The organism is Gemmobacter sp. (assembly GCF_046292685.1).
Lineage (GTDB): Bacteria > Pseudomonadota > Alphaproteobacteria > Rhodobacterales > Rhodobacteraceae > Wagnerdoeblera.
This window is the reverse complement of sequence record NZ_JBKBQM010000009.1, coordinates 1-21,819: the sequence shown is the minus strand read 5'-3', so window position 1 is coordinate 21,819 and position 21,819 is coordinate 1. Positions and strand designations below refer to the sequence as shown.

16 protein-coding genes are annotated in these 21,819 nt (G+C 69.6%); 3 read left to right on the top strand and 13 right to left on the bottom strand.

Annotation, left to right across the window (positions count from 1 at the left end):
- Positions 1 to 38: 38 nt before the first annotated feature.
- From ACK4S2_RS04035 to ACK4S2_RS04025, 3 genes are all read right to left on the bottom strand, one after another.
- Positions 39 to 827: an enoyl-ACP reductase gene (locus tag ACK4S2_RS04035; protein ID WP_409620568.1), complete on the bottom strand. Its 789-nt coding sequence runs from the start codon at positions 825 to 827 to the stop codon at positions 39 to 41.
- A gap of 12 nt (positions 828 to 839) precedes the next feature.
- The gene (fabB, locus tag ACK4S2_RS04030; protein WP_409620566.1) at positions 840 to 2,069 is read right to left on the bottom strand and encodes a beta-ketoacyl-ACP synthase I; all 1,230 of its coding nucleotides are present in this window, start codon (positions 2,067 to 2,069) and stop codon (positions 840 to 842) included.
- Positions 2,070 to 2,150: 81 nt separating this feature from the next.
- Positions 2,151 to 3,020 carry a LysR substrate-binding domain-containing protein gene (locus ACK4S2_RS04025; RefSeq protein WP_409620564.1) on the bottom strand — a complete coding sequence of 290 codons (870 nt, stop codon included), beginning with the start codon at positions 3,018 to 3,020 and terminating at the stop codon, positions 2,151 to 2,153.
- A gap of 151 nt (positions 3,021 to 3,171) precedes the next feature.
- Between ACK4S2_RS04025 and ACK4S2_RS04020 the strand changes: the two genes are divergently transcribed.
- Positions 3,172 to 5,610 (top strand): FAD-dependent oxidoreductase, encoded by a 2,439-nt coding sequence (locus tag ACK4S2_RS04020; RefSeq protein WP_409620562.1) that lies wholly within the window; start codon positions 3,172 to 3,174, stop codon positions 5,608 to 5,610.
- An 11-nt stretch (positions 5,611 to 5,621) separates the two neighbouring features.
- On the opposite strand, the gene ACK4S2_RS04015 is transcribed toward ACK4S2_RS04020, so the two are convergent.
- Both ACK4S2_RS04015 and fabA read right to left on the bottom strand, forming a co-directional pair.
- Positions 5,622 to 6,215, bottom strand: coding sequence for an NAD(P)H-dependent oxidoreductase (locus ACK4S2_RS04015; RefSeq protein ID WP_409620560.1), 594 nt, complete (start codon positions 6,213 to 6,215; stop codon positions 5,622 to 5,624).
- A gap of 25 nt (positions 6,216 to 6,240) precedes the next feature.
- Entirely contained in the window at positions 6,241 to 6,774 is a 534-nt protein-coding gene (fabA, locus tag ACK4S2_RS04010; protein ID WP_409620698.1) for a bifunctional 3-hydroxydecanoyl-ACP dehydratase/trans-2-decenoyl-ACP isomerase, read from the bottom strand.
- A 141-nt stretch (positions 6,775 to 6,915) separates the two neighbouring features.
- On the opposite strand from fabA, the gene ACK4S2_RS04005 reads away from it, so the two are divergent.
- Positions 6,916 to 8,526, top strand: a complete 1,611-nt coding sequence (locus ACK4S2_RS04005) for a GMC family oxidoreductase (RefSeq protein WP_409620558.1) — start codon at positions 6,916 to 6,918, stop codon at positions 8,524 to 8,526.
- A gap of 61 nt (positions 8,527 to 8,587) precedes the next feature.
- Here the strand turns inward: ACK4S2_RS04005 and clpB are convergent, their stop codons facing one another.
- The 8 genes from clpB to ACK4S2_RS03965 form a co-directional block, all read right to left on the bottom strand.
- Entirely contained in the window at positions 8,588 to 11,206 is a 2,619-nt protein-coding gene (clpB, locus tag ACK4S2_RS04000) for an ATP-dependent chaperone ClpB (RefSeq protein ID WP_409620556.1), read from the bottom strand.
- Positions 11,207 to 11,440: 234 nt separating this feature from the next.
- Positions 11,441 to 12,208 carry a hypothetical protein gene (locus ACK4S2_RS03995; protein WP_409620554.1) on the bottom strand — a complete coding sequence of 256 codons (768 nt, stop codon included), beginning with the start codon at positions 12,206 to 12,208 and terminating at the stop codon, positions 11,441 to 11,443.
- Between the two features lie 73 nt (positions 12,209 to 12,281).
- A complete protein-coding gene (locus ACK4S2_RS03990; protein ID WP_409620553.1) occupies positions 12,282 to 13,823 on the bottom strand; it encodes an ATP-dependent RecD-like DNA helicase in 1,542 nt (513 codons plus the stop codon).
- Positions 13,824 to 13,934: 111 nt separating this feature from the next.
- Positions 13,935 to 15,227 carry a crotonyl-CoA carboxylase/reductase gene (ccrA, locus tag ACK4S2_RS03985; RefSeq protein ID WP_409620551.1) on the bottom strand — a complete coding sequence of 431 codons (1,293 nt, stop codon included), beginning with the start codon at positions 15,225 to 15,227 and terminating at the stop codon, positions 13,935 to 13,937.
- Between the two features lie 123 nt (positions 15,228 to 15,350).
- A complete protein-coding gene (locus tag ACK4S2_RS03980) occupies positions 15,351 to 16,742 on the bottom strand; it encodes a 1-acyl-sn-glycerol-3-phosphate acyltransferase (RefSeq protein ID WP_409620549.1) in 1,392 nt (463 codons plus the stop codon).
- Positions 16,743 to 16,794: 52 nt separating this feature from the next.
- Entirely contained in the window at positions 16,795 to 17,574 is a 780-nt protein-coding gene (locus ACK4S2_RS03975) for a hypothetical protein (protein ID WP_409620547.1), read from the bottom strand.
- On the bottom strand, positions 17,564 to 18,097 hold the full coding sequence (locus tag ACK4S2_RS03970; protein WP_409620545.1) for a sigma-70 family RNA polymerase sigma factor: 534 nt from the start codon (positions 18,095 to 18,097) through the stop codon (positions 17,564 to 17,566). Before ACK4S2_RS03970 ends, ACK4S2_RS03975 begins: the two co-directional genes overlap by 11 nt.
- A gap of 16 nt (positions 18,098 to 18,113) precedes the next feature.
- Positions 18,114 to 19,298: a 2OG-Fe(II) oxygenase family protein gene (locus ACK4S2_RS03965; RefSeq protein WP_409620543.1), complete on the bottom strand. Its 1,185-nt coding sequence runs from the start codon at positions 19,296 to 19,298 to the stop codon at positions 18,114 to 18,116.
- A 196-nt stretch (positions 19,299 to 19,494) separates the two neighbouring features.
- On the opposite strand from ACK4S2_RS03965, the gene ACK4S2_RS03960 reads away from it, so the two are divergent.
- Positions 19,495 to 21,453 carry a methylmalonyl-CoA mutase family protein gene (locus ACK4S2_RS03960; protein ID WP_409620541.1) on the top strand — a complete coding sequence of 653 codons (1,959 nt, stop codon included), beginning with the start codon at positions 19,495 to 19,497 and terminating at the stop codon, positions 21,451 to 21,453.
- The last annotated feature ends 366 nt before the right edge of the window (positions 21,454 to 21,819 follow it).

Genomic DNA, 21,819 nt, shown 5'->3' with positions numbered 1-21,819 from the left:
TGCCGCGCGCCCGGTGCCCGAACCCTGCAATCCGAATGTTACAGGTTTTCCGCCTGCGGCATCCCCAGCACATGAAAGCCGCCGTCCACCCGCACCACTTCGCCGGTGGTGCAGGCGCCCCAGTCCGACGCCAGCCATACGGCCGTGCCGCCCACCGCCTCCAGCGTGGCGTTCGACCGCAAGGGCGCGTTCGCCTCGGTATGGCGATAGGTCGCGCGGGCGCCACCGATGGCCGCGCCGGCCAGCGTCTTCATCGGGCCCGGCGAAATCGCGTTCACCCGGATCTTCTGCGGGCCAAGATCGTTGGCCAGATACCGGGTTGCGCTTTCCAGCGCGGCCTTGGCCACGCCCATCACGTTGTAGTTCGGCGTCACCCGGTTGGAGCCCTGGAAGGTCAGCGTGATCAGCGACCCGCCATCGGGCATCAGACCGGCGGCCCGGCGCGCCACGTCGATGAAGCTGAAGCAGGAGATGTTCAGCGAATGCAGGAAGTTGCCGCGGGTGGTGTTGATGAACCGACCGGTCAGCTCGGTCTTGTCGGAATAGGCGATGGCGTGGACCAGAAAGTCCATCCGGCCCCATTCCGCCGTCAGCCGGGCAAAGCAGGCGTCAAGGCTTGCCTCGTCGGTCACGTCCACATCGACCAGGAACGACGACCCGACCGAGGCCGCCAGCGGCTCGACCCGCTTGCCGAAGGCCTCGCCCTGATAGGAAAACGCAAGCTCCGCCCCTTCGCCGGCCATCGCCCGCGCGATGCCCCAGGCGATCGAGCGTTCGTTCGCCACACCCATGACAAGCCCGCGCTTGCCTTTCAGAAGTTCGCCCATGCCTGCCTCCGCTCAGCCCAGATACCGGCTCATCACCAGCGTTGCGTTGGTGCCGCCGAAGCCGAAGCTGTTCGACAGGATGCTGTCGAATTCCACGCCTTCGCGCAGGGTGGTGGCGATTTCGTCGGGGTGCAGTTCGGGGTCGAGCTGCGTGACATTGGCCGAGGCGGCGATGAACCCGCCTTGCATCATCAGCAGGCTGTAGATCGCCTCGTGCACGCCGGTGGCGCCCAGCGAATGCCCCGTCAGCGACTTGGTCGAGGAGATCGGCGGCACCTTGCCTTCGCCGAACACGCGGCGGATGGCCTTGACCTCGGTCACGTCGCCGGCGGGCGTGCTGGTGCCGTGGGCGTTGATGTAGGTGATCTTGCGGTCGCGGGGCAGGGTGGCCAGCGCGGCCCGCATCGACCGTTCGCCGCCTTCGCCCGAGGGGGCCACCATGTCGTGCCCGTCCGAGGTGGCGCCATAGCCGGTGACCTCGGCATAGATCTTGGCCCCGCGGGCCAGGGCGTGGTTCAGCTCCTCCAGCACCACCACGCCGCCGCCGCCGGCAATGACGAAGCCGTCGCGCGTGGCATCGAAGGCGCGCGACGCGGTTTCCGGCGTGTCGTTATATTTGCTGCTCATGGCGCCCATCGCATCGAACAGGCACGACAGCGTCCAGTCCAGTTCCTCGCCGCCGCCGGCAAAGACGATGTCCTGCTTGCCGAACTGGATCAGCTCGGTGCCGTTGCCGATGCAATGCGCCGAGGTCGAGCAGGCCGAGGTGATCGAGTAGTTCACGCCCTTGATCCTGAACGGCGTGGCCAGGCAGGCCGAGGTGGTCGAGGACATGCCCTTGGTCACCCCGAACGGCCCGATCCGTTTCGGGCTGCCGGTTTCGCGCACGATGTTGTGCGCCTTGTAGAACGACTTGGTCGAAGGCCCGCCGGACCCGACGATGATGCCGGTGCGTTCGTTCGAAACCTCGGCCTCGGTCAGGCCGCTGTCCTCGATCGCCTGTTTCATGGCGATGAAGTTGTAGGCGGCGCCATCGCCCATGAAGCGCAGGTCGCGCTTGTCGATGTGGTCTTCCAGCACGATCTGCGGCTGGCCATGCACCCGGCTGCGAAAGCCGTGTTCGGCGTATTCCGGCGCGAACACGATGCCCGACCGCCCGGTTCGCAGGCTTTCGCTGACATCGGCGGCGGTATTGCCGATGGGCGAGACGATGCCGATCCCGGTGATGACGACGCGGCGCATGGGGGGCTCCCTTCTTCTGGTCTTGGCTTGTGTAAGGCGTCAGGCCCTACGGGGCAAGCCGGTAGGGCGCGGCCGGCCGGCTCAGCGCGCCGCCAGAAGGAATTGCAGCAACCTTTCGCTGGCGCGGCTGGGGGCCAGGTCGCCGGTCTGCACCTCGTAGCCCCAGCCGCTGGCGATGCGGTCGGCAAAGGGGGCGGCCAGCGTGCCGCGTTCGATGGGCAAGGCGGCCAGCGACTCTTGCGCGATGGCGCAGCCCATGCCGGCGGCGGCCATTTCCAGCGCCACGTTGGAACTGTCGGTCCGCGGCCCCTCGGCCAGCGGCAGGCCGGCCAGCCCGTGATGCCGGGCAAAGGCCTGCCAGTGTTCCTCGCGCCCCAGCACGTGAATCAGGCCCTTGCGCGCAACGTCGGCGGGGGTGCGCAAGGCATCGGGGCCGTGCAGGAACCCGGGCGCGCAAACCACGACCAGCCGGTCTTCGCCCAGCGGCAGGCCCAGGGGCGGCTGGCCGGCATGGCGCGGCACGATGCGCAGGTCGGCTATCTGGTCTCCGCTTTCGGCCCAGATCGTGGCGTGGACGGTGATCCCGATATCGGGGTGCCGCGCGCGAAACGCGGCCAGCCGCCGCGGCAGCCAGTTGGCAGCCAGGCTGGCCGGGCAGGCCAGCGTCACCTCCTGCCGGTGCGGCACGGCGAGGATCTGCCCGGTCGCCGCCTCGATCTGCGCCAGCGCCTGGCGCAAGGCGGGCAGCCAGGCCTCGGCCACCTCGGTCGGGGTCAGGCTGCGCGGGCCGCGCCGGAACAAGGGCCGCCCGACCCAGGTTTCCAGCGCGCGCACATGGGCCGATACCGCCGCTTGCGTCAGGCCCAGTTCCTGCGCCGCGCGGGTAAAGCTCTGGTGCCGGGCCGCCGCCTCGAACGAGCGGATGTAGTTCAGCGGCGGCAGGTGTTGCATCGGTGCTCTCCCGGTTCGGCCACGGCGGATGGCATCGCAAAAGCGGGGTCCAGACCCGCGTTTTCCTTGTGTGTCATCTTCGCGGCGCTCGTCTAGTCTGCCCTGCGACCCGACCCTTGCCCCCCGGCCGCCAGCGCCCCGAAAGACCGCCATGACCCAGACCGAACCCGCAAGACCCCGATCCCATGCCCAGGCTGTCGTCATCGGCGGCGGGCTGGTCGGATGCTCGATCCTCTATCACCTGACCAAACTGGGCTGGACCGATGTCGTGCTGCTGGAACGCAGCGAGCTGACCTCGGGCAGCACCTGGCACGCGGCGGCCAATATCCACGGCCTGCACGACAGCACCAACATCAGTCGGCTGCAGCACTACACGATGGGCCTTTACAAGGATCTGGAGGCCGAAACCGGCCAGGGCTGCGGCATCTTTCAGCCCGGTTCGCTGTATCTGGCCCAGACCGAGGCGCGCGAGCATCAGTTGCGCCTGCAAGCCGCCAAGGCGCGCTACTACGGGATGGAGTTCTACGAAATCTCGCGCGACGAGGCCGAACGCCTGCACCCGCTGGTGGATTTCACCGGCATCCGCTGCATCATGCACGAACCGCAAGGCGGCAACGTGGACCCTTCGGGCGTGACGATGGCCTATGCCGCCGGCGCCCGGGCGCGCGGGGCGCAGATCCTGCGCAACTGCCCCGTCACCGCCACGCGCCCGCAACCCGACGGAACCTGGATCGTGGAAACCCCGCTGGGCGAGGTGCGCACCGGCTGGGTGGTGAACGCCGCCGGCCTCTGGGCGCGCGAAGTGGCCGCGCTGGCCGGCATCACCCTGCCGCTGATGCCGACGGAACATCAGTATTTCGTCACCGAGACCATCCCCGAGGTTGCCGCGATGGGCCGCCGCCTGCCTTCGGTTGCCGACCGCGACGGCGAATATTACCTGCGGCAAGAGGGGCTGGGCCTGCTGGTCGGCGCCTATGAGCGCGACATGCGCTTCTGGGCCGAGGACGGCACACCGCAGGGCTTCGGGCACGAGCTGTTCGCCGACGATCTGGACCGGATCGAACCCAACATGCTGCGCGCCATTGCCCGGGTGCCGGTGGTGGGCACCGCCGGCATCAAGCGCGTCATCAACGGCCCGATGATCTGGTCGCCCGACAGCGCCGCCCTGTTCGGCCCGGTGCCGGAACTGCGCAACTATTTCTGCTGCAACGGCATCATCCCCGGCTTTTCGCAATCGGGGGGGCTCGGCCTGTTGTCCGCCGAATGGATCGTCACCGGGGAACCCAAGCTCGACATGTTCGGCTGGGATCTGGCGCGCTTCGGCGCCTGGGCTGGGCGCGATTTCACCCGCGAACGGGTGCGCGACCAATATGCCAACCGCTTCAAGATCCATTTCCCGAACGAGGAGCGCGCCGCCGGCCGCCCGGTGCGGGTGCGCCCCGTGTATGAGCGGCAAAAGGCGATGGGCGCGGTGTTCGGGCTCAACTTCGGCTGGGAACACCCCTTGTGGTTTTCCGCCCCCGGCGAGCCGACCGAGGAGACCATCGGGTTCGAGCGGCAGAACTGGTGGGCCCCCGTGGGGCGCGAGGCACGCATGTTGCGCGACCGGGCCGGGATCATCGACATCTCGAACTTCGCCCGCTACCGCATCGCCGGGCCGGGGGCGAAGGACTGGCTCGAGGCGCTGCTGGCCAACCGCATTCCGGCGGTGCCGGGTCGGTCCTGCCTTGCCCCGCTGATCGGCAAGCGCGGCGGGATTGCGGGGGATTTCACCGTGACCTGCCTTGCCCCGGACGATTATTTCATGGTCGGTTCTGGCATGGCGGAACGCTATCACAAGCGGTTCTTCGATGCCGTGCCCTTGCCTGCCGGCACCACCTGGCGCAGCGTGACCGAGGCGATGGCGGGCTTCAACATCGCCGGGCCGCTGGCGCGCGAGGTGCTGGGGCGGCTGACCAATGCCGACCTGTCGAATGCGGCCTTCCCCTTCATGCGCTCGGCCCGGATCGAGGTCGCCGGGGTCGATTGCATCGCCCTGCGCGTCAGCTTCACCGGCGATCTGGGCTGGGAGCTGCACTGCACCGAGGCCGACCAGCCCCGGCTTTACGCCGCCTTGCTGGAGGCCGGAAAGCCCTTGAACGTCGGCCCCGTGGGCAGCCGCGCGCTGATGAGCCTGCGGGTGGAAAAGGGCTATGGCAGCTGGGGGCGCGACTACAGCCCCGAATACTGGCCGCAGGAAACGGGGCTGGCGGGCCTTGTCAAGCTCGACAAGCCCTTCCTGAACCGCGAGGCCTGCGCCGAGGTCATGGCGCGCCCGCCGCGCGAGGTGTTGCGGATGCTGGCGATCGAGGCGACCACCGCGGATGCCACCGGCAACGAGCCGATCTTCGATCTGTCCGGCAAGCCTGCGGGCAAGGTCTCGTCCGGGGCCTATGGCTATCACGTCGAAAGGTCGCTGGCGCTGGCCTACCTGCGCCCCGACATTGCGGCGGGGACCGGGCTCGAGGTGATGGTGCTGGGCCGCCCGCATCGCGCCACCGTGCTGGCCGCCCCGCCCTTCGACCCCGAAGGCCGCCGGCTGCGGATGTAGCCCCCGGCCGCTCAGACCGGGATGCGGGCGACCCGCGCCCGCACCCGGTCGAGGTAACGGCGGCGGTCGGCTTCGGGGCGGGTGTCGATGTCGTGCAAGGCCAGCCAGAAGCTGCGCGTGCGCGGCGCGGTGCAGGCGCGCAGGCCCCGCAACAGCATCTTGCGCCCCGGCGCGCCCATCAGCAGCGCCCAGACCCACCACGGCGCCCCCAGCGTGGTGATGGCGCCGATCAGCCGCAGTTGCGGCAAACCCGGCCGCAAGCCGCCGCCCGGAGGTGCCGTAAAGGCCACGCCGGGGCGCCACACCCGATCCAGCCAGCCTTTCAGGATGGCGGGCTGCGCCTGCCACCAGGTCGGGTAGACGAAGATCACCCCCTCGGCCCAGCGCAGCGCCTCGACATGCGGTGCAAGATCGGCGGGCAGTTGCGCGGGGTCGGCGTAGCTGCGGTGCTCTGCGGCGCGCAGCACCGGATCGAAGCCGCAGGCATGAAGGTCGATCAGCCGCACGGCATGGCCCCGGGCGCCGGCCTCGTCCATCGCTGCGCGGCACAGCGCGGCGCAGAAGCTTTCGGGCACCGGATGCGCCTGCACGAACAGAAGCCGCATCGGTGCCCCCTTTCGGTTGCCGTGCCTAGGCCTCGCTCAGCGCGACCTTCATGTCCTTGACGAGGTAGATCGTTTCGCCGTCGGCCTCGACCCGGCCATCGGCCACGCCCATCGTCAGGCGGCGGGTCTGGATGGCCTTGGTGAAATCGACGTAATAGGTCAGCCGCTTGCGGTCGGGGCGGACCATGCCGGTCAGCTTGACCTCGCCCACGCCGAGCGCGTAGCCGCGCCCTTGCCAGCCGCGCCAGCCGAGGTTGAAGCCCGTAAGCTGCCACAGGCCATCGAGCCCGAGGCACCCGGGCATGATCGGGTTGCCGGGAAAGTGGCAGGCAAAGAACCACAGGTCGGGGGTGATGTCGAATTCGGCCACGACATGCCCCTTGCCGTGTTCGCCGCGGTCGCCGGAAATGTCGGTGATGCGGTCCATCATCAGCATGGGCGGTGCCGGAAGCTGCGCGTTCCCCGGGCCGAACAGCTCGCCCCGTGCGCATTTCAGCAGGTCTTCCTTGTCGAAACTCGTCGGATACACGGCTTTGGCCCCCCTTGCCCGGTCGGTCAGCCTTAGCACCGGCCCGCGCGCAAGGGCAAGGGGGCGGGCCAGGCCGGCGGGCGTGGCGCTGCGGCAGCCGGTGCCGCGGGGGTTTCACACCCCCGCACCCCCGTGGGATATTTGGCCAAGGTGAAACGGAGGGCGATTCGCGTGGAATTCGACTATGTGATCGCGGGCGGCGGGTCGGCCGGGGCGGTGCTGGCGGCGCGGCTTTCCGAAGATGCGGGGGTGACCGTCTGCCTGCTGGAGGCGGGGGGCGGCGGCGACAGCCTGCTGGTGCGGGCGCCGGCCCTGGTGGCGGCGATGGTGTCGGGCCGGCCGCCGCTGAACAACTGGGCCTTGCGCACGGTGCCGCAGGCGGGGCTGAACGGGCGGCGCGGGTTTCAGCCGCGGGGCAAGGCGCTGGGCGGGTCTTCGGCGATCAATGCCATGCTCTATGTGCGCGGGCATCCGTCGGATTACGACGACTGGGCGGCCGCGGGGGCCGAGGGCTGGGACTGGGCCAGTTGCCTGCCCTGGTTCAAGGCCGCCGAAGGCAATGCACGTGGCGCCGATGCCCTGCATGGCGCCGATGGGCCGTTGCAGGTGGGCGACCAGCGCCAGCCGCGGGCGATTTCGCGCGCCTTTGTGGAGGCCTGCGCCGAAAGCCAGATCGCCGCGAACCCCGATTTCAACGGCCCCGCGCAGGAGGGGGCGGGGCTTTACCAGGTGACCCAGTTCCATTCCGGCCCGCAGAAGGGCGAGCGCTGTTCGGCCGCGGCCGCCTATCTGTTTCCTGTGCTGGGGCGGCGCAACCTGACGGTGCTGACCCGCAGCCGCGCCGACCGTGTGGTGCTGGAGGGGCGGCGCGCGGTGGGGGTGGCCATTCGCCACCGGGGCCGCGCGCAGCTGGTGCGGGCGCGGCGCGAGGTGATCGTGTCGGCCGGGGCCTTCGGCTCGCCCAAGCTGCTGATGCTGTCGGGGATCGGGCCCGAGGCCGAGTTGCGCGCGCATGGCCTGCCGGTGGCGGCCGACCTGCCGGGGGTGGGGGCGAACCTGCAGGACCACCTCGATTACATCATCGGCTATACCTCGCCGCGCGCCGATGTGGTGGGGTTGAACCCGGCCGGGATTGCGCGGTTGATCCGCGCCGGGCTCGACTGGCGGCGGACAGGCGAGGGGCTTTTCGCCTCGCCGATGGCCGAAGGGGGGGCCTTCCTGCGGTCGTCGCCGGCGGTGGTGCGACCCGACCTGCAACTGCATTTCGTGGTGGGCATCGTCGACGACCACCTGCGCAAGCTGCACCTGGCCGATGGCTGGTCTTGCCATGTCTGCGTGCTGCGGCCGCATTCCCGCGGCCGGGTGGGCCTGACCTCGGCCGATCCGGGCGCGCCGCCGCGCATCGACCCGGCCTTTCTGTCGGACCCGCGCGACCTGGCGCTGCTGATGCAAGGCGCGCGCGCGATGGAGCGTATCCTGCAGGCGCCGGCGCTGGCCCCCTGGCGCGGACGGCGACTTTATCCGCATGACGGCAGCGATGCCGCGCTGGAGGCCGACATCCGCGCCCGCGCCGATACCATCTATCACCCCGTGGGCACCTGCCGCATGGGGCGCGACCCGATGGCGGTGACCGACCCGGCCTTGCGGGTGCACGGGATGGAAGGGTTGCGCGTGGTCGATGCCTCGGTCATGCCGACGCTGGTGGGCGGCAATACCAATGCGCCGACCATCATGGTTGCCGAACGCGCGGCCGACATGATCCGCCGCGCGGCGCGGGCCTGACGGCCGGCGATGTGCTGCCCCGCCCCGGCGCGGCGGCCGGGGCGGGGGCAAAGGGCCTCGCCTAGTGCAACGGGGCGGCCGCGGGCCGGTCGGCGCCGCGGCCCGGCACCAGCCGGTCGCCGATGATCAGGCCATCGGGGCCGGCGGTGACCGGCACGGTCGCCCCATCCAGCACTGCGCCCGACAACAGCAGTTCCGCCAACGGATCCTGCAGGCTGCGCTGGATGACGCGCTTGAGCGGGCGCGCGCCGAACACCGGGTCGTAGCCGGCATCCGCCAGCCAGTCGCGGGCGGACTGGTCGAGCTCCAGCACGATCTTGCGCCCTTCCAGCCGCTTGGCCAGCCGGCGCAGCTGGATATCGACGATGCCCGACATGTCGGCCCGGGTGAGACGATCGAAGATGATGATCTCGTCCAGCCGGTTCAGGAACTCGGGGCGGAAGTGGCCGCGCACGGCCTCCATCACCTCGGCCTTGGCGGCGCGGCTTTCGGTGCCTTCGGGCAGCATCGACAGCGCCTGCGACCCGAGATTCGAGGTCAGCACGATCAGCGTCTGCTTGAAATCCACCGTGCGGCCCTGGCCATCGGTCAGCATCCCGTCGTCGAGCACCTGCAAGAGCACGTTGAACACGTCGGGGTGGGCCTTTTCCACCTCGTCGAACAGCACGACCTGATAGGGCCGGCGGCGGACCGCCTCGGTCAGCACCCCGCCTTCGTCATAGCCGACATAGCCCGGAGGGGCGCCGATCAGCCGCGCGACGGAGTGTTTCTCCATGAACTCGGACATGTCGATGCGCACCATCGCGCTGTCGTCGTCGAACAGGTATTCGGCGACCGCCTTGGTCAGCTCGGTCTTGCCGACGCCGGTGGGGCCGAGGAACAGGAAGCTGCCCAGCGGGCGGCCTTCGTCGTTCAGGCCGGCGCGGGCGCGGCGCACGGCGTTGGACACGGCCACCACCGCCTCGCGCTGGCCGATGACGCGCTTGCCGAGTTCCTCCTCCATCTTCAGAAGCTTCTCGCGCTCGCCTTCCAGCATCTTGGAGGTCGGAATGCCCGTCCAGCGTTCGATGACCTCGGCGATCTGTTCGGGGCGCACGGCATCGGCCACCAGCTTGGCGTTGCCGTGGGATTCCGCCTCGGCCAGCTTGCGTTCCAGTTCCGGGATGCGGCCATACTGCAATTCGCCGGCCTTGGCGAAGTTGCCGTCGCGCTTGGCGATTTCCAGATCGGCGCGGGCGCGGTCGAGCTGTTCCTTCAGCTCGCGCGCGCCTTCCAGGCGGTCGCGTTCGGCCTGCCACTGGGCGGTGAGTTCGGCCGATTCCTGCTGAAGTTCGGACAGTTCGCGTTCGAGCTTTTCCAGTCGGTCGCGGCTGGCCTGGTCATCCTCGCGCTTGAGCGCCTCGGCCTCGATCTGCTTTTGCAGGATCTCGCGGTCCAGCGCGTCGAGCTCCTCGGGCTTGCTGTCCACCTCCATGCGCAGGCGGGATGCGGCCTCGTCCACCAGGTCGATGGCCTTGTCGGGCAGGAACCGGTCGGTGATGTAGCGGTGGCTGAGCGTCGCCGCCGCCACCAGCGCCGAGTCGGCGATCTTCACCCCGTGGTGCAGTTCGTATTTTTCCTTGATGCCGCGCAGGATCGACACGGTATCCTCGACCGTGGGTTCCGACACCATCACCGGCTGGAAGCGGCGGGCAAGGGCTGCGTCCTTTTCCACGTGCTTGCGGTATTCGTCCAGCGTGGTGGCGCCGATGCAGTGCAGTTCGCCCCGGGCAAGGGCCGGTTTCAGCAGGTTGGCGGCATCCATCGCGCCATCGGCCTTGCCGGCGCCGACCAGGGTATGCATCTCGTCGATGAACAGGATGATCTCGCCGGCCGAGGCCGTCACCTCGGACAGCACGGATTTCAGCCGTTCCTCGAACTCGCCGCGATACTTGGCACCGGCGATCAGCGCGCCCATGTCCAGCGCGAGCAACCGCTTGTTGCGCAAGGATTCCGGCACGTCGCCGTTGACGATGCGCAAGGCCAGACCTTCGGCGATGGCGGTCTTGCCGACGCCGGGTTCGCCGATCAGCACCGGGTTGTTCTTGGTGCGGCGCGACAGCACCTGCATGGCGCGGCGGATTTCCTCGTCGCGGCCGATGATCGGGTCGATCTTGCCTTCGCGCGCGGCCTCGGTCAGGTCGCGGGCGTATTTCTTCAACGCCTCGTAGCCTTCTTCGGCGGATGCGCTGTCGGCGGTGCGGCCCTTGCGGATGTCGTTGATGGCGGCGTTCAGCTTTTGCGCGGTGACGGCACCGGCATCCAGCGCCTCCTTGGCCTTGCTGGGCACCATGGCCAGCGCCATCAGGATGCGTTCGGCCGGCACGAAGCTGTCGCCGGCCTTCTTCGCCAGCGCCTCGGCCTCGGTCAGCACGCGGACCAGCGACTGTTCGGTATAGACCTCGCCCGAGCCGCCCGACACCTTGGGCTGCTTCGCCACGGCGGCATTCACCGCCTCGGCCACCCGTTCGGGCGCGCCGCCGGCCCGACGGATCAGGTTCGAGGCCAGCCCCTGATCGTCATCCATCAGGGCTTTCAGCAGATGTTCGGGCACCAACCGCTGGTGACCCTCGCGCATTGCGATCGTCTGGGCCGCCTGCAGAAAGCCACGCGACCGTTCCGTGAACTTTTCCAGGTTCATCGGGTTCTCCTTGCCATGAAGCGCCGCCCTCGCCCGCCCGGGTTGCCCGGCACGGGGCCTCGCGGCCTTGAGCTACACTTGGGAAGTGATCGGCGGAAATGCAACACCCCCGGGGGCAGGCGACACGGGATCCTGGCGGGGGAAGGCCCCGTCCCGGTCTCGACCCGGAACCTCTGTCCAGCGGTGCGCGCGGGGTGGCGGGCGAGGCCCCGGCGCAAGGCCGGGGCGGGTGTCCTACTTCTTCACCTTCAGCAACTCCGCGGGCCGCATCGCCTCGGCCGCCTTGAACAGGCTGAAGGTCTGGTTGACATAGTTCACCACGCCCGACATCTGCTCCATCCAGGTCTCGATTTCCTTCGTGCGCTCCACCTCGACCACCTGGATGGGGCGGTCGGGCCCCTCGGCCTCGAACTGCACATAGAACAGCGGGTCGCCACGCTTGACGATCAGATCCTTGCTGGTGTCGTGCCATTCGAATGCCCACATCAGCGGGCGCACCCACGAATGGATGGGAAAGCGCCCGCCGAAGATGGTGCCGGGCAGCGGGATGGGCCGGTAATGGGCAAAGGCATCCAGCTGGGTGATATAGCACATCTCCTCGGCCAGAAAGCAGTAGGGCAGCGAAAGCTGCACCGTCGGCCGGTCGGGATAGCGCCACTCCACCTCGGACACCAGCGTCAGCACCTGCCCCAGCTTGTTCGACCGGATGCTGCCCGCGACGCCGGCCCGGTTGATCAGATGCGGCACGCCCTTTTCGTCGCGGCCAAAGCCGATATGCAGGTCGAACGGGCAGCGCACCATGAAATAGCGGCTTTCCAGCTGGATCACGCCGGGGCAGCGCGCGGCCGATTTCGCATGCGTGCGGTTGGTCTGGCGAAAGGTCACGCGTTCGGGTGGGTAATACATCACTGCGCCCTTGTCGGCATGCAGGAACCACCCCACGGTGACCGGCCCGGACTTCGGGTCGCCTTCGGGGCGCAGGATGTTGATGCTGAATTCCATGCCGCAGACTGCCCCCCGGAACGTGCCGCAACCATGCTGGAACAAAGGCCCCGCGCCGTCAACCCGCCGGCGGTCAGACCTCGGGTTCGGCCTCGGCCAGCAGGCTCAGCGGCGCGGGCCCCAGGCCGCGCAGGTCGTCCACCGTCAGCCCTTGCGCCGGGCGCGCCAGCCGGTTGCGCACCACCCACAGCAGCCGCTGCTCCGCCCGCGTGATCGCCACATAGGCCAGCCGCTTCCACAGCGGCACCCCGGCTTCCGACCGGCCGGCCTGCGCCGCCGCCCACAGGTCGGGGGCAAAGACCTGCACCGTGTCCCACTGGCTGCCTTGTGCCTTGTGGATGGTCACCGCCGCCCCGTGCAGGAACACCGCCCCCATCCGCGCCGCCGAGGGGATGAAGGGCTCCTCCTCGTCGGGCTTCTCGATCTTGATGATGGCGGCGGCCGAAACCTGCGGCTCCTCGGCACCAAAGACGTGCAGCCGCGCAAAGCCGTCGCGCTTGCCGGGGCCAAGGTAAACCACCTGCGCCCCCTTGATCAGCCCGCGCGCCTCCAGGTCGATCCGCTTCTTGCGGTGCTTCAGCGGCAACTCGATGCCGTCGCAGATCAGGGGTTCGCCGGGCAGCAACTGGTCTTCGGGCGCGCCATGCGCGGCGCGGAACGCGCCGATCAGCCGGATGCGCGTGGCATTGCGCCACACCAGCACCGGCGAGCGCGCCATCAGATCGCTGTCCACCCGCTGCGCCAGCACCACCCGGTCGTCGGCGCGCGCGGCCCGTTCCACCATGCGCTCGAACTCCTCGAACTCCAGCCCCGGGTCGGCCAGCGCATGCGCCAGATCCAGAATCGGGTTGCCCTCGGCCTGCCGGTGGATGCGGTTCAGGTGGATGCGCCGCTCGGGCTTCAGCCGGTCGAACACCATTTCGCCCGACAGCCCCACGGGTGCCAGCTGCGCCGGGTCGCCGAACAGCACGAGGCTGGGGAAGATTTCCTTCAGATCCTCGAACTGCCGTTCGTCCAGCATCGAGGATTCGTCGACGAACCCGATGTCCAGCGGCTCCTCGCGCCGCTTCCAGCCCTTGATGAAGTCGCTGCCGCGCAGCCCCGCCGCCGCCAGCGCCCCGGGAATCGACTTCACCGTGTCGTAGAACGCCTTGGCGCGGTCCAGCGCCACATCGGTCAACTCCTCCATCACCGGCCGCTCGCCGGCGCCGGCCAGCCATTCGGCCAGCTTCTCGTATTCCGGCGCATAGATCGGGGTGTAAAGGATGCGGTGGATCGTGGTCGCCGGCACGCCCCGCGCCCGCAACACGCTGGCGGCCTTGTTGGTCGGCGCCAGCACCGCCAGGGTGCGCCGCTCCTTGCGGCGCCGCCCTTCGTAATCGCCCGAAACCAGCTCCACCCCCGCCTCGACCAGCGCCTTGACCAGGGCTGCCAGCAGCATGGTCTTGCCCGATCCGGCCTTGCCGGTCACCGCCAGCACCCCGCCGCCCGGGCCATCGGGCGGGCCGAGGATGCCATCCTCCAGATCCACCCCGGCCGCCAGCAAAAGGGCCGAAACCCGGTCATGGGCTTCGGCCTGGTCCTCGGAAAATCGGATCGCGGGCAGCACGGTCATGGCGCGACCATACTCTGCCCCCGATCCAAGGGGAACGCCCCGCGTGTTTCACCTTGGCCAAATATCCTCGGGGGTGCGGGGGCAGACAGCCCCCGCTCCGCCGCTGGCCGCTCAGCGGTTGCGGCTTGCTTCCAGCGTATCCTCGAAGGTGCGCAGGCCGGTGCGCGGCGCCTGCACCAGCACGGCCATGTTGCCCGGCTTGTGCTGGTTCTTCCACATCAGCGTATGCGCCTTGGGAATTTCCGCCCAGGGGAAGACCTCGGACATGCAGGGGTCCAGTCGGCGCTCGATCATCAGCTTGTTGGCCGCGCTCGCCTGCTTGAGATGCGCGAAATGGCTGCCCTGCAGGCGCTTCTGGTGCATCCACATGTAGCGCACGTCGAAGGTGCAGTTGAACCCGGTGGTGCCCGCACAGATCACCACCATGCCGCCTTTCTTGCACACGAGGCTCGACACCGGGAACGTCGCCTCGCCCGGATGCTCGAACACCATGTCCACGTTGACGCCCTTGCCGGTGATGTCCCAGATCGCCTTGCCGAACTTGCGCGCTTCCTTCAGCCACTCGTTGTATTCGGGGCTGTTCACCTTGGGCAGCTGGCCCCAGCACTTGAAGTCGTTGCGGTTGATGACGCCCTTGGCGCCCAGGCTCATCACGAAGTCGCGCTTGCTCTCGTCGGAAATCACCCCGATCGCATTGGCGCCCGCCGTCACCGCGAGCTGGATGGCATAGCTGCCAAGCCCGCCCGAGGCGCCCCAGACCAGCACGTTCTGCCCGGGCTTCAGGTCATGCGGCGCGTGGCCGAACAGCATCCGGTAGGCGGTGGCCAGCGTCAGAGTGTAGCAGGCACTTTCTTCCCAGGTCAGGTGTTTGGGGCGCGGCATCAGCTGCTGCGCCTGCACCCGGGTGAACTGGGCGAACGACCCGTCCGGCGTCTCGTAGCCCCAGATGCGCTGGGTGGGCGAAAACATCGGGTCGCCGCCGTTGCATTCCTCGTCGTCGCCGTCGTCCTGGTTGCAGTGCACCACCACCTCGTCGCCGACCTTCCAGCGCTTCACCGCCGAGCCGACGGCCCAGACGATGCCCGCGGCATCCGAGCCGGCGATGTGAAACGGCGCCTTGTGCCCGTCGAAGGGCGAAATCGGCTGGCCCAGCCCGGCCCAGACGCCGTTGTAGTTGACGCCGGCCGCCATCACCAGCACCAGCACCTCGTGGCTGTCCAGCTTCCAGGTGTCCACCACCTCCAGCTGCATCGCGTCTTCCGGGGCGCCGTGGCGTTCGCGCCGGATCGCCCAGGCATACATCTTGGCCGGAACGTGGCCCAGGGGCGGCATCTCGCCGATCTCGTAGAGGTCCTTCCTGGGCGCATCGTAGGTGACGATGCCGGGGTTGGTGTCGAGTGCCATGAGGGCCTCCTTGCCTTGCGGGTTCCGAATGTTGCCGCGCCGCAGAATCAACCCGGCGCCTTGCCGACAGGGATAGGCAGGTGCGCGCAACATTGCAATGCACGGCGATACGGAATTGTAATTTTATGTCCCGGCCGTTTCGCCCTGTGGCGTTTTCGCCGCAACTGCATCCAGGATTTGCTGCACCGGCGCAGCCTGAAACGCCAGCAAGGGCGCATTCGCCACCCTCAGCCCGGCACCCTCGCGCCGCAACATGCCACGCGCCAGCAGCGGCGCCAGCGCCGCCGCCACCCAGGGCGCGATGGGGCCTTCGGGCAAGGCCAGCACGGCCCCCGCCGCCCTGGCCGCGCCTGCCAGCGCGGCGACCCGGTCGGGCAGGTCCGCCTCGGCCATGCCGTCCTCGACCGCGGCGGCCACCAGCGGCACCGGCAGCACCGGCACCACGGCGCGCACCGCAGCCATCAGCCGCACGCCCAGCGCCTCGGGCCCCAGCCCCGGGTCGGCCTCCAGCAGGGGCGCCAGCGGCACCGGCCGGCCGAAACTGACCGCTGCCTGCCCGAACCCGTTCCAGCGGCCCCAGAGCCTGCGCCACAGCATCCGCGCCACATGCAGCATCACCAGCGACAGCCGCGCCTTGAACCGCCGCACCCCGGCGGCATCGGCGGTGACCAGGATCTGGTCCTCCAGCACCCGGTCATAGCCCAGCCCCACCGGCACGAACACCACCGGCCGGCTGCCCTTGCGCGCCTCGGTCAGGATATAGGACAACAGCCCCAGCCGGGCCGGGCCCACCCGCCCCGTCAGGCTCAGCCCGCCTTCGGGAAAGATCGCCTGCGCCACCCCTTCGGCGGTGGCGGTCTGCACATAGCGTTCCAGCACCTTGCGATACAGCGCATCGGGCGTCCTGCGGCGGATGAAATAGGCCCCCATCGCCCGGATCAGCGCCGACAGCGGCCAGATCCGCGCCCATTCCCCCACCGCATACGACAGCGTCATCCGCCGCGACACCAGCCAGGTGACCAGCACGTAATCCATGTTGGAGCGATGGTTGATGACGAAAACCACCGTCGCCTCCGGGTCCAGCGTGCTCAGCCCGTCGTCGTCCTGCGCCTTGACCTCCACCCGATACAGCAGCCGCGACAGCCAGCGTGCCACCCGCACCGAAAAGCCGAAATAGACCGATGCCGAAAAACCCGGCACGATCTCGCGCGCATAGCGGCGGGCCAGCTCGAAGGCCACGTTGCGCGGCACCTGCGCCTCGCGGGCATGGGCCAGCACGGCGCCCAGCACCTGCGGGTCATAGAGCAGTTGCTGGATGCGGTCGTGGCGCTCCAGCACCTTGAAGGGCACGATGGGCCGCGCCAGCCGGGTGTTCAGTTGCGCCACCGCCTTTTCCATCCGGCGGCGAAAGAACCAGCGCACCGAGGGGAAAAGGAAGTGGCTGGCAAAGGTGACCGCGGCAAAGGCCACAATCAGCACCAGCAACCAGACGGGAATCTCGACCGTGCCCAGCATGGCTGTCACCTTGCCAGCAAGGTTGCGGCGCGTCCACCCGTGCGGCGCGCGCTCAGTTCAGCCGCCGCACCATGCGGCCCGCCGCCTGCGCCAGCGCCTCGGGCGCGCCGCCCGGGTCCATCAGCACATGGGCGCTCGACTGCCGCTCGAACACCGCCACCGCGGCACCGCGGAGGTCGAAGGCTTCGGGCGGGGCATCGGGGCCCAGGTCCGACGCGCCGCGGCTGAACAGCGACACGTCGCCCAGGCCCGGCGCCTCCAGCTGCACCAGCAGCGCCGGGCGGCCCGGCGTGGCCACCACCTGCACCCCGCGCACCGTCCAGTCCGGCGGCAGCGGCGGCAGCTCCACCCCCACCTCGGCCGCGGCACGGCTCAGATCGCCGGGGCGGGGCGCGCGCAAGGGCGCCAGGCTGCCGGCGATTTCGGCCGCCGCACGGGCATCCATCGCGGCTTCGGCCAGCGGCGCTATTCCGGCAGGGGCGGCGCCAGGCCCCGGCGCCTGCCACAGCGCATGGCCCGCCCAGCCCAGCAGGAAACATGCCGCCGCGGCCGCCCAGGGCGCGGCGGCATGCCGGCGCCGATGCCGCTGCGCCATCGCATCGGCCAGCCGGTCGGCGGCCGCCGCAAGGCCGGGCGGTGCCGGCGGCAGAGGCGCGTCCATCGCCATCGCCATCGCCAGCCGTTCGGTCTGTGCCCGGTCGGCCATCGCCTGCGCCGCCGCTGCCGCATCGCGCGCCAGCCAGTCGGCCACGGCCAGGCGGCGCGCGGCACTCAGCCCGCCATTGGCGAAATCCTCCAGTTCGGCGGCGCTCGGGGGCTGGTCAGGCGCCATCGCTGCCTCCGACCACGCGCAGATGCGGCCGCCCCGCCGGGCTGCCGCCCTCCTCGAACCGGCGCAAGGCCGCGCGGGCGCGCCCCAGCCGCGACATCACCGTGCCGGGCGGCACGCCCAGCACCGCCGCCGCCTCGGCCACCGCCAGCCCTTCCAGCGCCACCAGGTGCAGTGCCTCGCGCTGGTCGTGGGGCAGCGCCGCCACCGCCGCGCGCAACTGCGCCAGCCGCGCCGCATCCTCGCCCTGCGCGGGGGCAGAGGCCGGCGCCAGCCCGGCCCAGGCGCCATCGCGCGCCGCCGCCGCCGCCTGCGCCCGCGCCGTATCGACGAAGTGGTTGTGCAGGATCGACAGCAGCCACACCCGCAGGTTGCCGTCCTCGCGCCACTGGTGCAGCCGTTCCACCGCGCGCAGCAAGGCGCCCTGCACCAGGTCGTCCGCCTCCATTCCGTTGCGCGCCAGCACCCGGGCATAGCGCCGCAGGGCCTCCAGATGCGCGGTCAGGTCGGGGCGGCGGCGGGTCATCGCGCAAGCTCCATCGTCAGCCGGCAGCCCCCTGCGGCGCCTGGGCCTGCGGCTCGGCGGTTGCCGCACGATAGCCGATGCCGCTGTCGCCGACAAACCTTGCGTTCGCCTCGCGGATGCGCGCCGCCGCCTCGTCGTAAAGGAAGGGCAGAAAGGCATAGCGCCGCCCGCGTGTCACCCGGCTGACCGCGTGCAAGAGCGAACAGGAAAACACCACCGCCCCCCCTGTCGGCGCCTTGTAGCTGCGCGGCCCGTATTCGGGAAAGCTCACCTCGCCGCCCTCGAAATCGTCGTTGAGGTTGATCGACACCGCAAAGCGCCGATGCGCCGTGCCCGCGGTGGTGTTGTCGCGGTGCGGCGAAAAATGCCCGCCTTCCGCGGCGTCGTAGCACGACACGATGTAGCGTTCCATCCGCGTCGCCTTGAACTGGTGCACCTTGGCGATCTCCGGCACCACGCGGCGCATGAACCGCGCCTGCAAGGCCGCCACAAGGTCGCGGTCGGTGATGTCGCAGTCGCGCCGGCTCTTGAACGACTTGTCGCTGACCCCCACCGTGCGCCCGTCGATCTGGCGCATGAAGCCGCTTTCGCGCCCGCCCTCCGCCTCATAGAGCGCGATCAGCTGCCGGCACAGCTCGGGCTCGAACACCCGCGGCAGAATCAGGATGGGCGCCTGCACCGCAAAGCCCGCGTGCCGGTCGGGCGGCGGCAAGGCGGCCAGCAGCGCCAGCACCTCGGCCGCATCCGACCCGTCGGGGCGGAAGGGCACGCTGGCGATCACCCGCATCGTCGGGTCGATCACCGCCCAGAACCGCACCAGCGCCAGCGAGCTGCCGCCCGGCACCGCATCGTCGGGCACCGCCCGCCAGGCCCGCGCCGCCGTCAGGTCGAAATCCCAGAAGAACCGATACCCCGGCACGCGGTTGGCCACGCGGTTCTGCGCCTCGTCCGCCGGGTCGTTCGACACGCCGAAGAAGCTGGCGTGCACATCGTTGAACAGGTCGGGCCGCCCGGCCACCGCGCGCAAGGCCGCCTGCGCCAGCGGATCGGCGACCGAGCCCAGAAAGCACAGCACCAGATACCGCCCCGCCGCCGAATCGAAGTTGTAACGCGGGTTCTGCGGGCTGCGCTGGATGAAACCGGGGGCAGGGTCGCCTGCCATCGGCAAGGGGGAAAGCGGGGGAATCGCAAGGGTGGTCATGCCGGGCCTGCCATCTGCTGTTTCGGGGGTAGACGGACCCGGCCGCCCCCTGCATCCCCCGGCCCGCCACGATTTTTCGCCCTTTCGCCGCCCTTGCCCGACGCCGCAGCGCAGCGATTTTCGGGTTGACATTATCTTTCGTCTGCCTATTGGTCTTGTGCAACAATATTGCGCTGCGGTTGCACGGAGGCCCGCGATGACCCACAAGGAAAAACCCTGGCTGTTCCGCACCTATGCCGGCCATTCCACGGCCGCCAAGTCGAACGCGCTTTACCGCACCAACCTGTCCAAGGGGCAGACCGGCCTGTCGGTCGCCTTCGACCTGCCCACGCAGACCGGCTATGACAGCGATCACGAACTGGCCCGCGGCGAAGTGGGCAAGGTCGGCGTGCCGGTCGCGCATCTGGGCGACATGCGCATGCTGTTCGACGGCATCCCGCTGGACCAGATGAACACCTCGATGACGATCAACGCGACCGCCCCCTGGCTGCTCGCGCTGTATATCGCGGTGGCCGAGGAACAGGGCGCCGACATCGCCGCGCTGCAAGGCACGGTGCAGAACGACATCATCAAGGAATACCTCAGCCGCGGCACCTATATCTGCCCGCCCAAGCCGTCCTTGCGGATGATAACCGACGTGGCGGCCTATACGCAGAAACACCTGCCGAAATGGAACCCGATGAACGTGTGTTCCTATCACCTGCAAGAGGCCGGGGCGACGCCGGAACAGGAACTGGCCTTTGCGCTGGCCACCGCGCAGGCGGTGCTGGACGACCTCAAGGGCAAGGTCGCGCCGCAGGATTTTCCCGACATGGTGGGGCGGATCTCGTTTTTCGTGAACGCCGGCATCCGCTTTGTCACCGAACTGTGCAAGATGCGCGCCTTCGTCGAGTTGTGGGACGAAATCTGCCTTCACCGTTACGACGTGCAGGATGCGAAATACCGCCGCTTCCGCTATGGCGTGCAGGTCAACAGCCTGGGCCTGACCGAGCCGCAGCCGGAAAACAACGTCTACCGCATCCTCATCGAGATGCTGGCCGTGACCCTGTCGAAAAAGGCGCGGGCGCGCGCGGTGCAACTGCCGGCCTGGAACGAGGCGCTGGGCCTGCCGCGCCCCTGGGATCAGCAATGGTCGCTGCGGATGCAGCAGATCCTCGCCTATGAAACCGACCTTCTGGAATACGACGACCTGTTCGACGGCAACCCCGCCATCGACCGCAAGGTTGCCGCGCTGAAGGAAGGCGCCCGCGCCGAACTGGCGCAGATCGACGCGATGGGCGGCGCCGTGGCCGCCATCGACTACATGAAATCGCGCCTGGTCGAGGCGAATGCCGAACGTCTGGCCCGGATCGAATCGGGCGAAACCGTGGTGGTCGGCGTGAACCGCTTTACCTCGACCGAACCTTCGCCGCTGACCACCGGCGAAGGCGCCATCATGGTGGTCGATGCCGAGGCCGAGGCCGACCAGATCGCGCGGCTTCAGGCCTGGCGGGCCGGGCGCGACGAGGCGGCGGTCAAGGCCGCGCTGGCGCGGCTGCGCGCCGATGCGGCCTCGGGCGCCAACATCATGCCGGCCTCGATCGCCGCCGCCAAGGCCGGGGCGACCACCGGCGAATGGGGCGAAACCGTGCGCAGCGTCTTCGGCCTTTACCGCGGGCCCACCGGGGTGTCGCGCAACCCCTCGAACCGCACCGAAGGGCTGGAGCCGATCCGCGCCGCGGTGGATGCGGTATCGAGCCGCCTCGGCCGGCGGCTGAAGTTCCTGGTCGGCAAGCCGGGGCTGGATGGCCATTCCAACGGCGCCGAACAGATCGCAGCGCGCGCGCGCGATTGCGGCATGGACATCACCTACGAAGGCATCCGCCTGACCCCGGCCGAGATCGTGGCGGCGGCCGAGGCCGAAGGCGCGCATGTCGTGGGGCTGTCGATCCTGTCGGGCAGCCACCTGCCGCTGATCGCCGAGGTGATGGAGCGGATGCGCGCCGCCGGCCTTGGGCATGTGCCGGTGGTCGTGGGCGGGATCATCCCCGAGGAGGATGCGGTTCGGCTGCGCGCGATGGGGGTTGCCGCGGTCTATACGCCCAAGGATTTCGAGCTGAACCGGATCATGATGGATATCGTGGGCCTCGTGGACCGCGCGCCCCTGGCCGCCTGAGGGGGCGCCGGCGCCGGGGGCATCGAACCCCCGGCACCGGCCGCTGCCGCGGACCGGCGGCCTTGCCGTGGCGCGGGGCGGCGGGCCGGGGCCTCCGGCGGGGATATTTGGGTCAAGGTGAAACGGGCAGGGTGTCGGCCAGGCGTGCAGCATGGCGGCCTCGGGCAGGGTGGCGGTGGCGGTGTGGTGCAGCGCCCGGGCGAGGCACAGGTTCGACGACAGCGCTGGCCGTGGCGCCCGTGCCAGCGCGGCGAGCGCGGTGCGGATGGCCTGGCCGGCGGTCACCAGCGGCAGGCCGCGGGCGGCGAAGCGGGTGGAAAGGGCGGTTTCCGCCGCCGGGCCGACGAGGTAGCAGGCGCCGGTGCA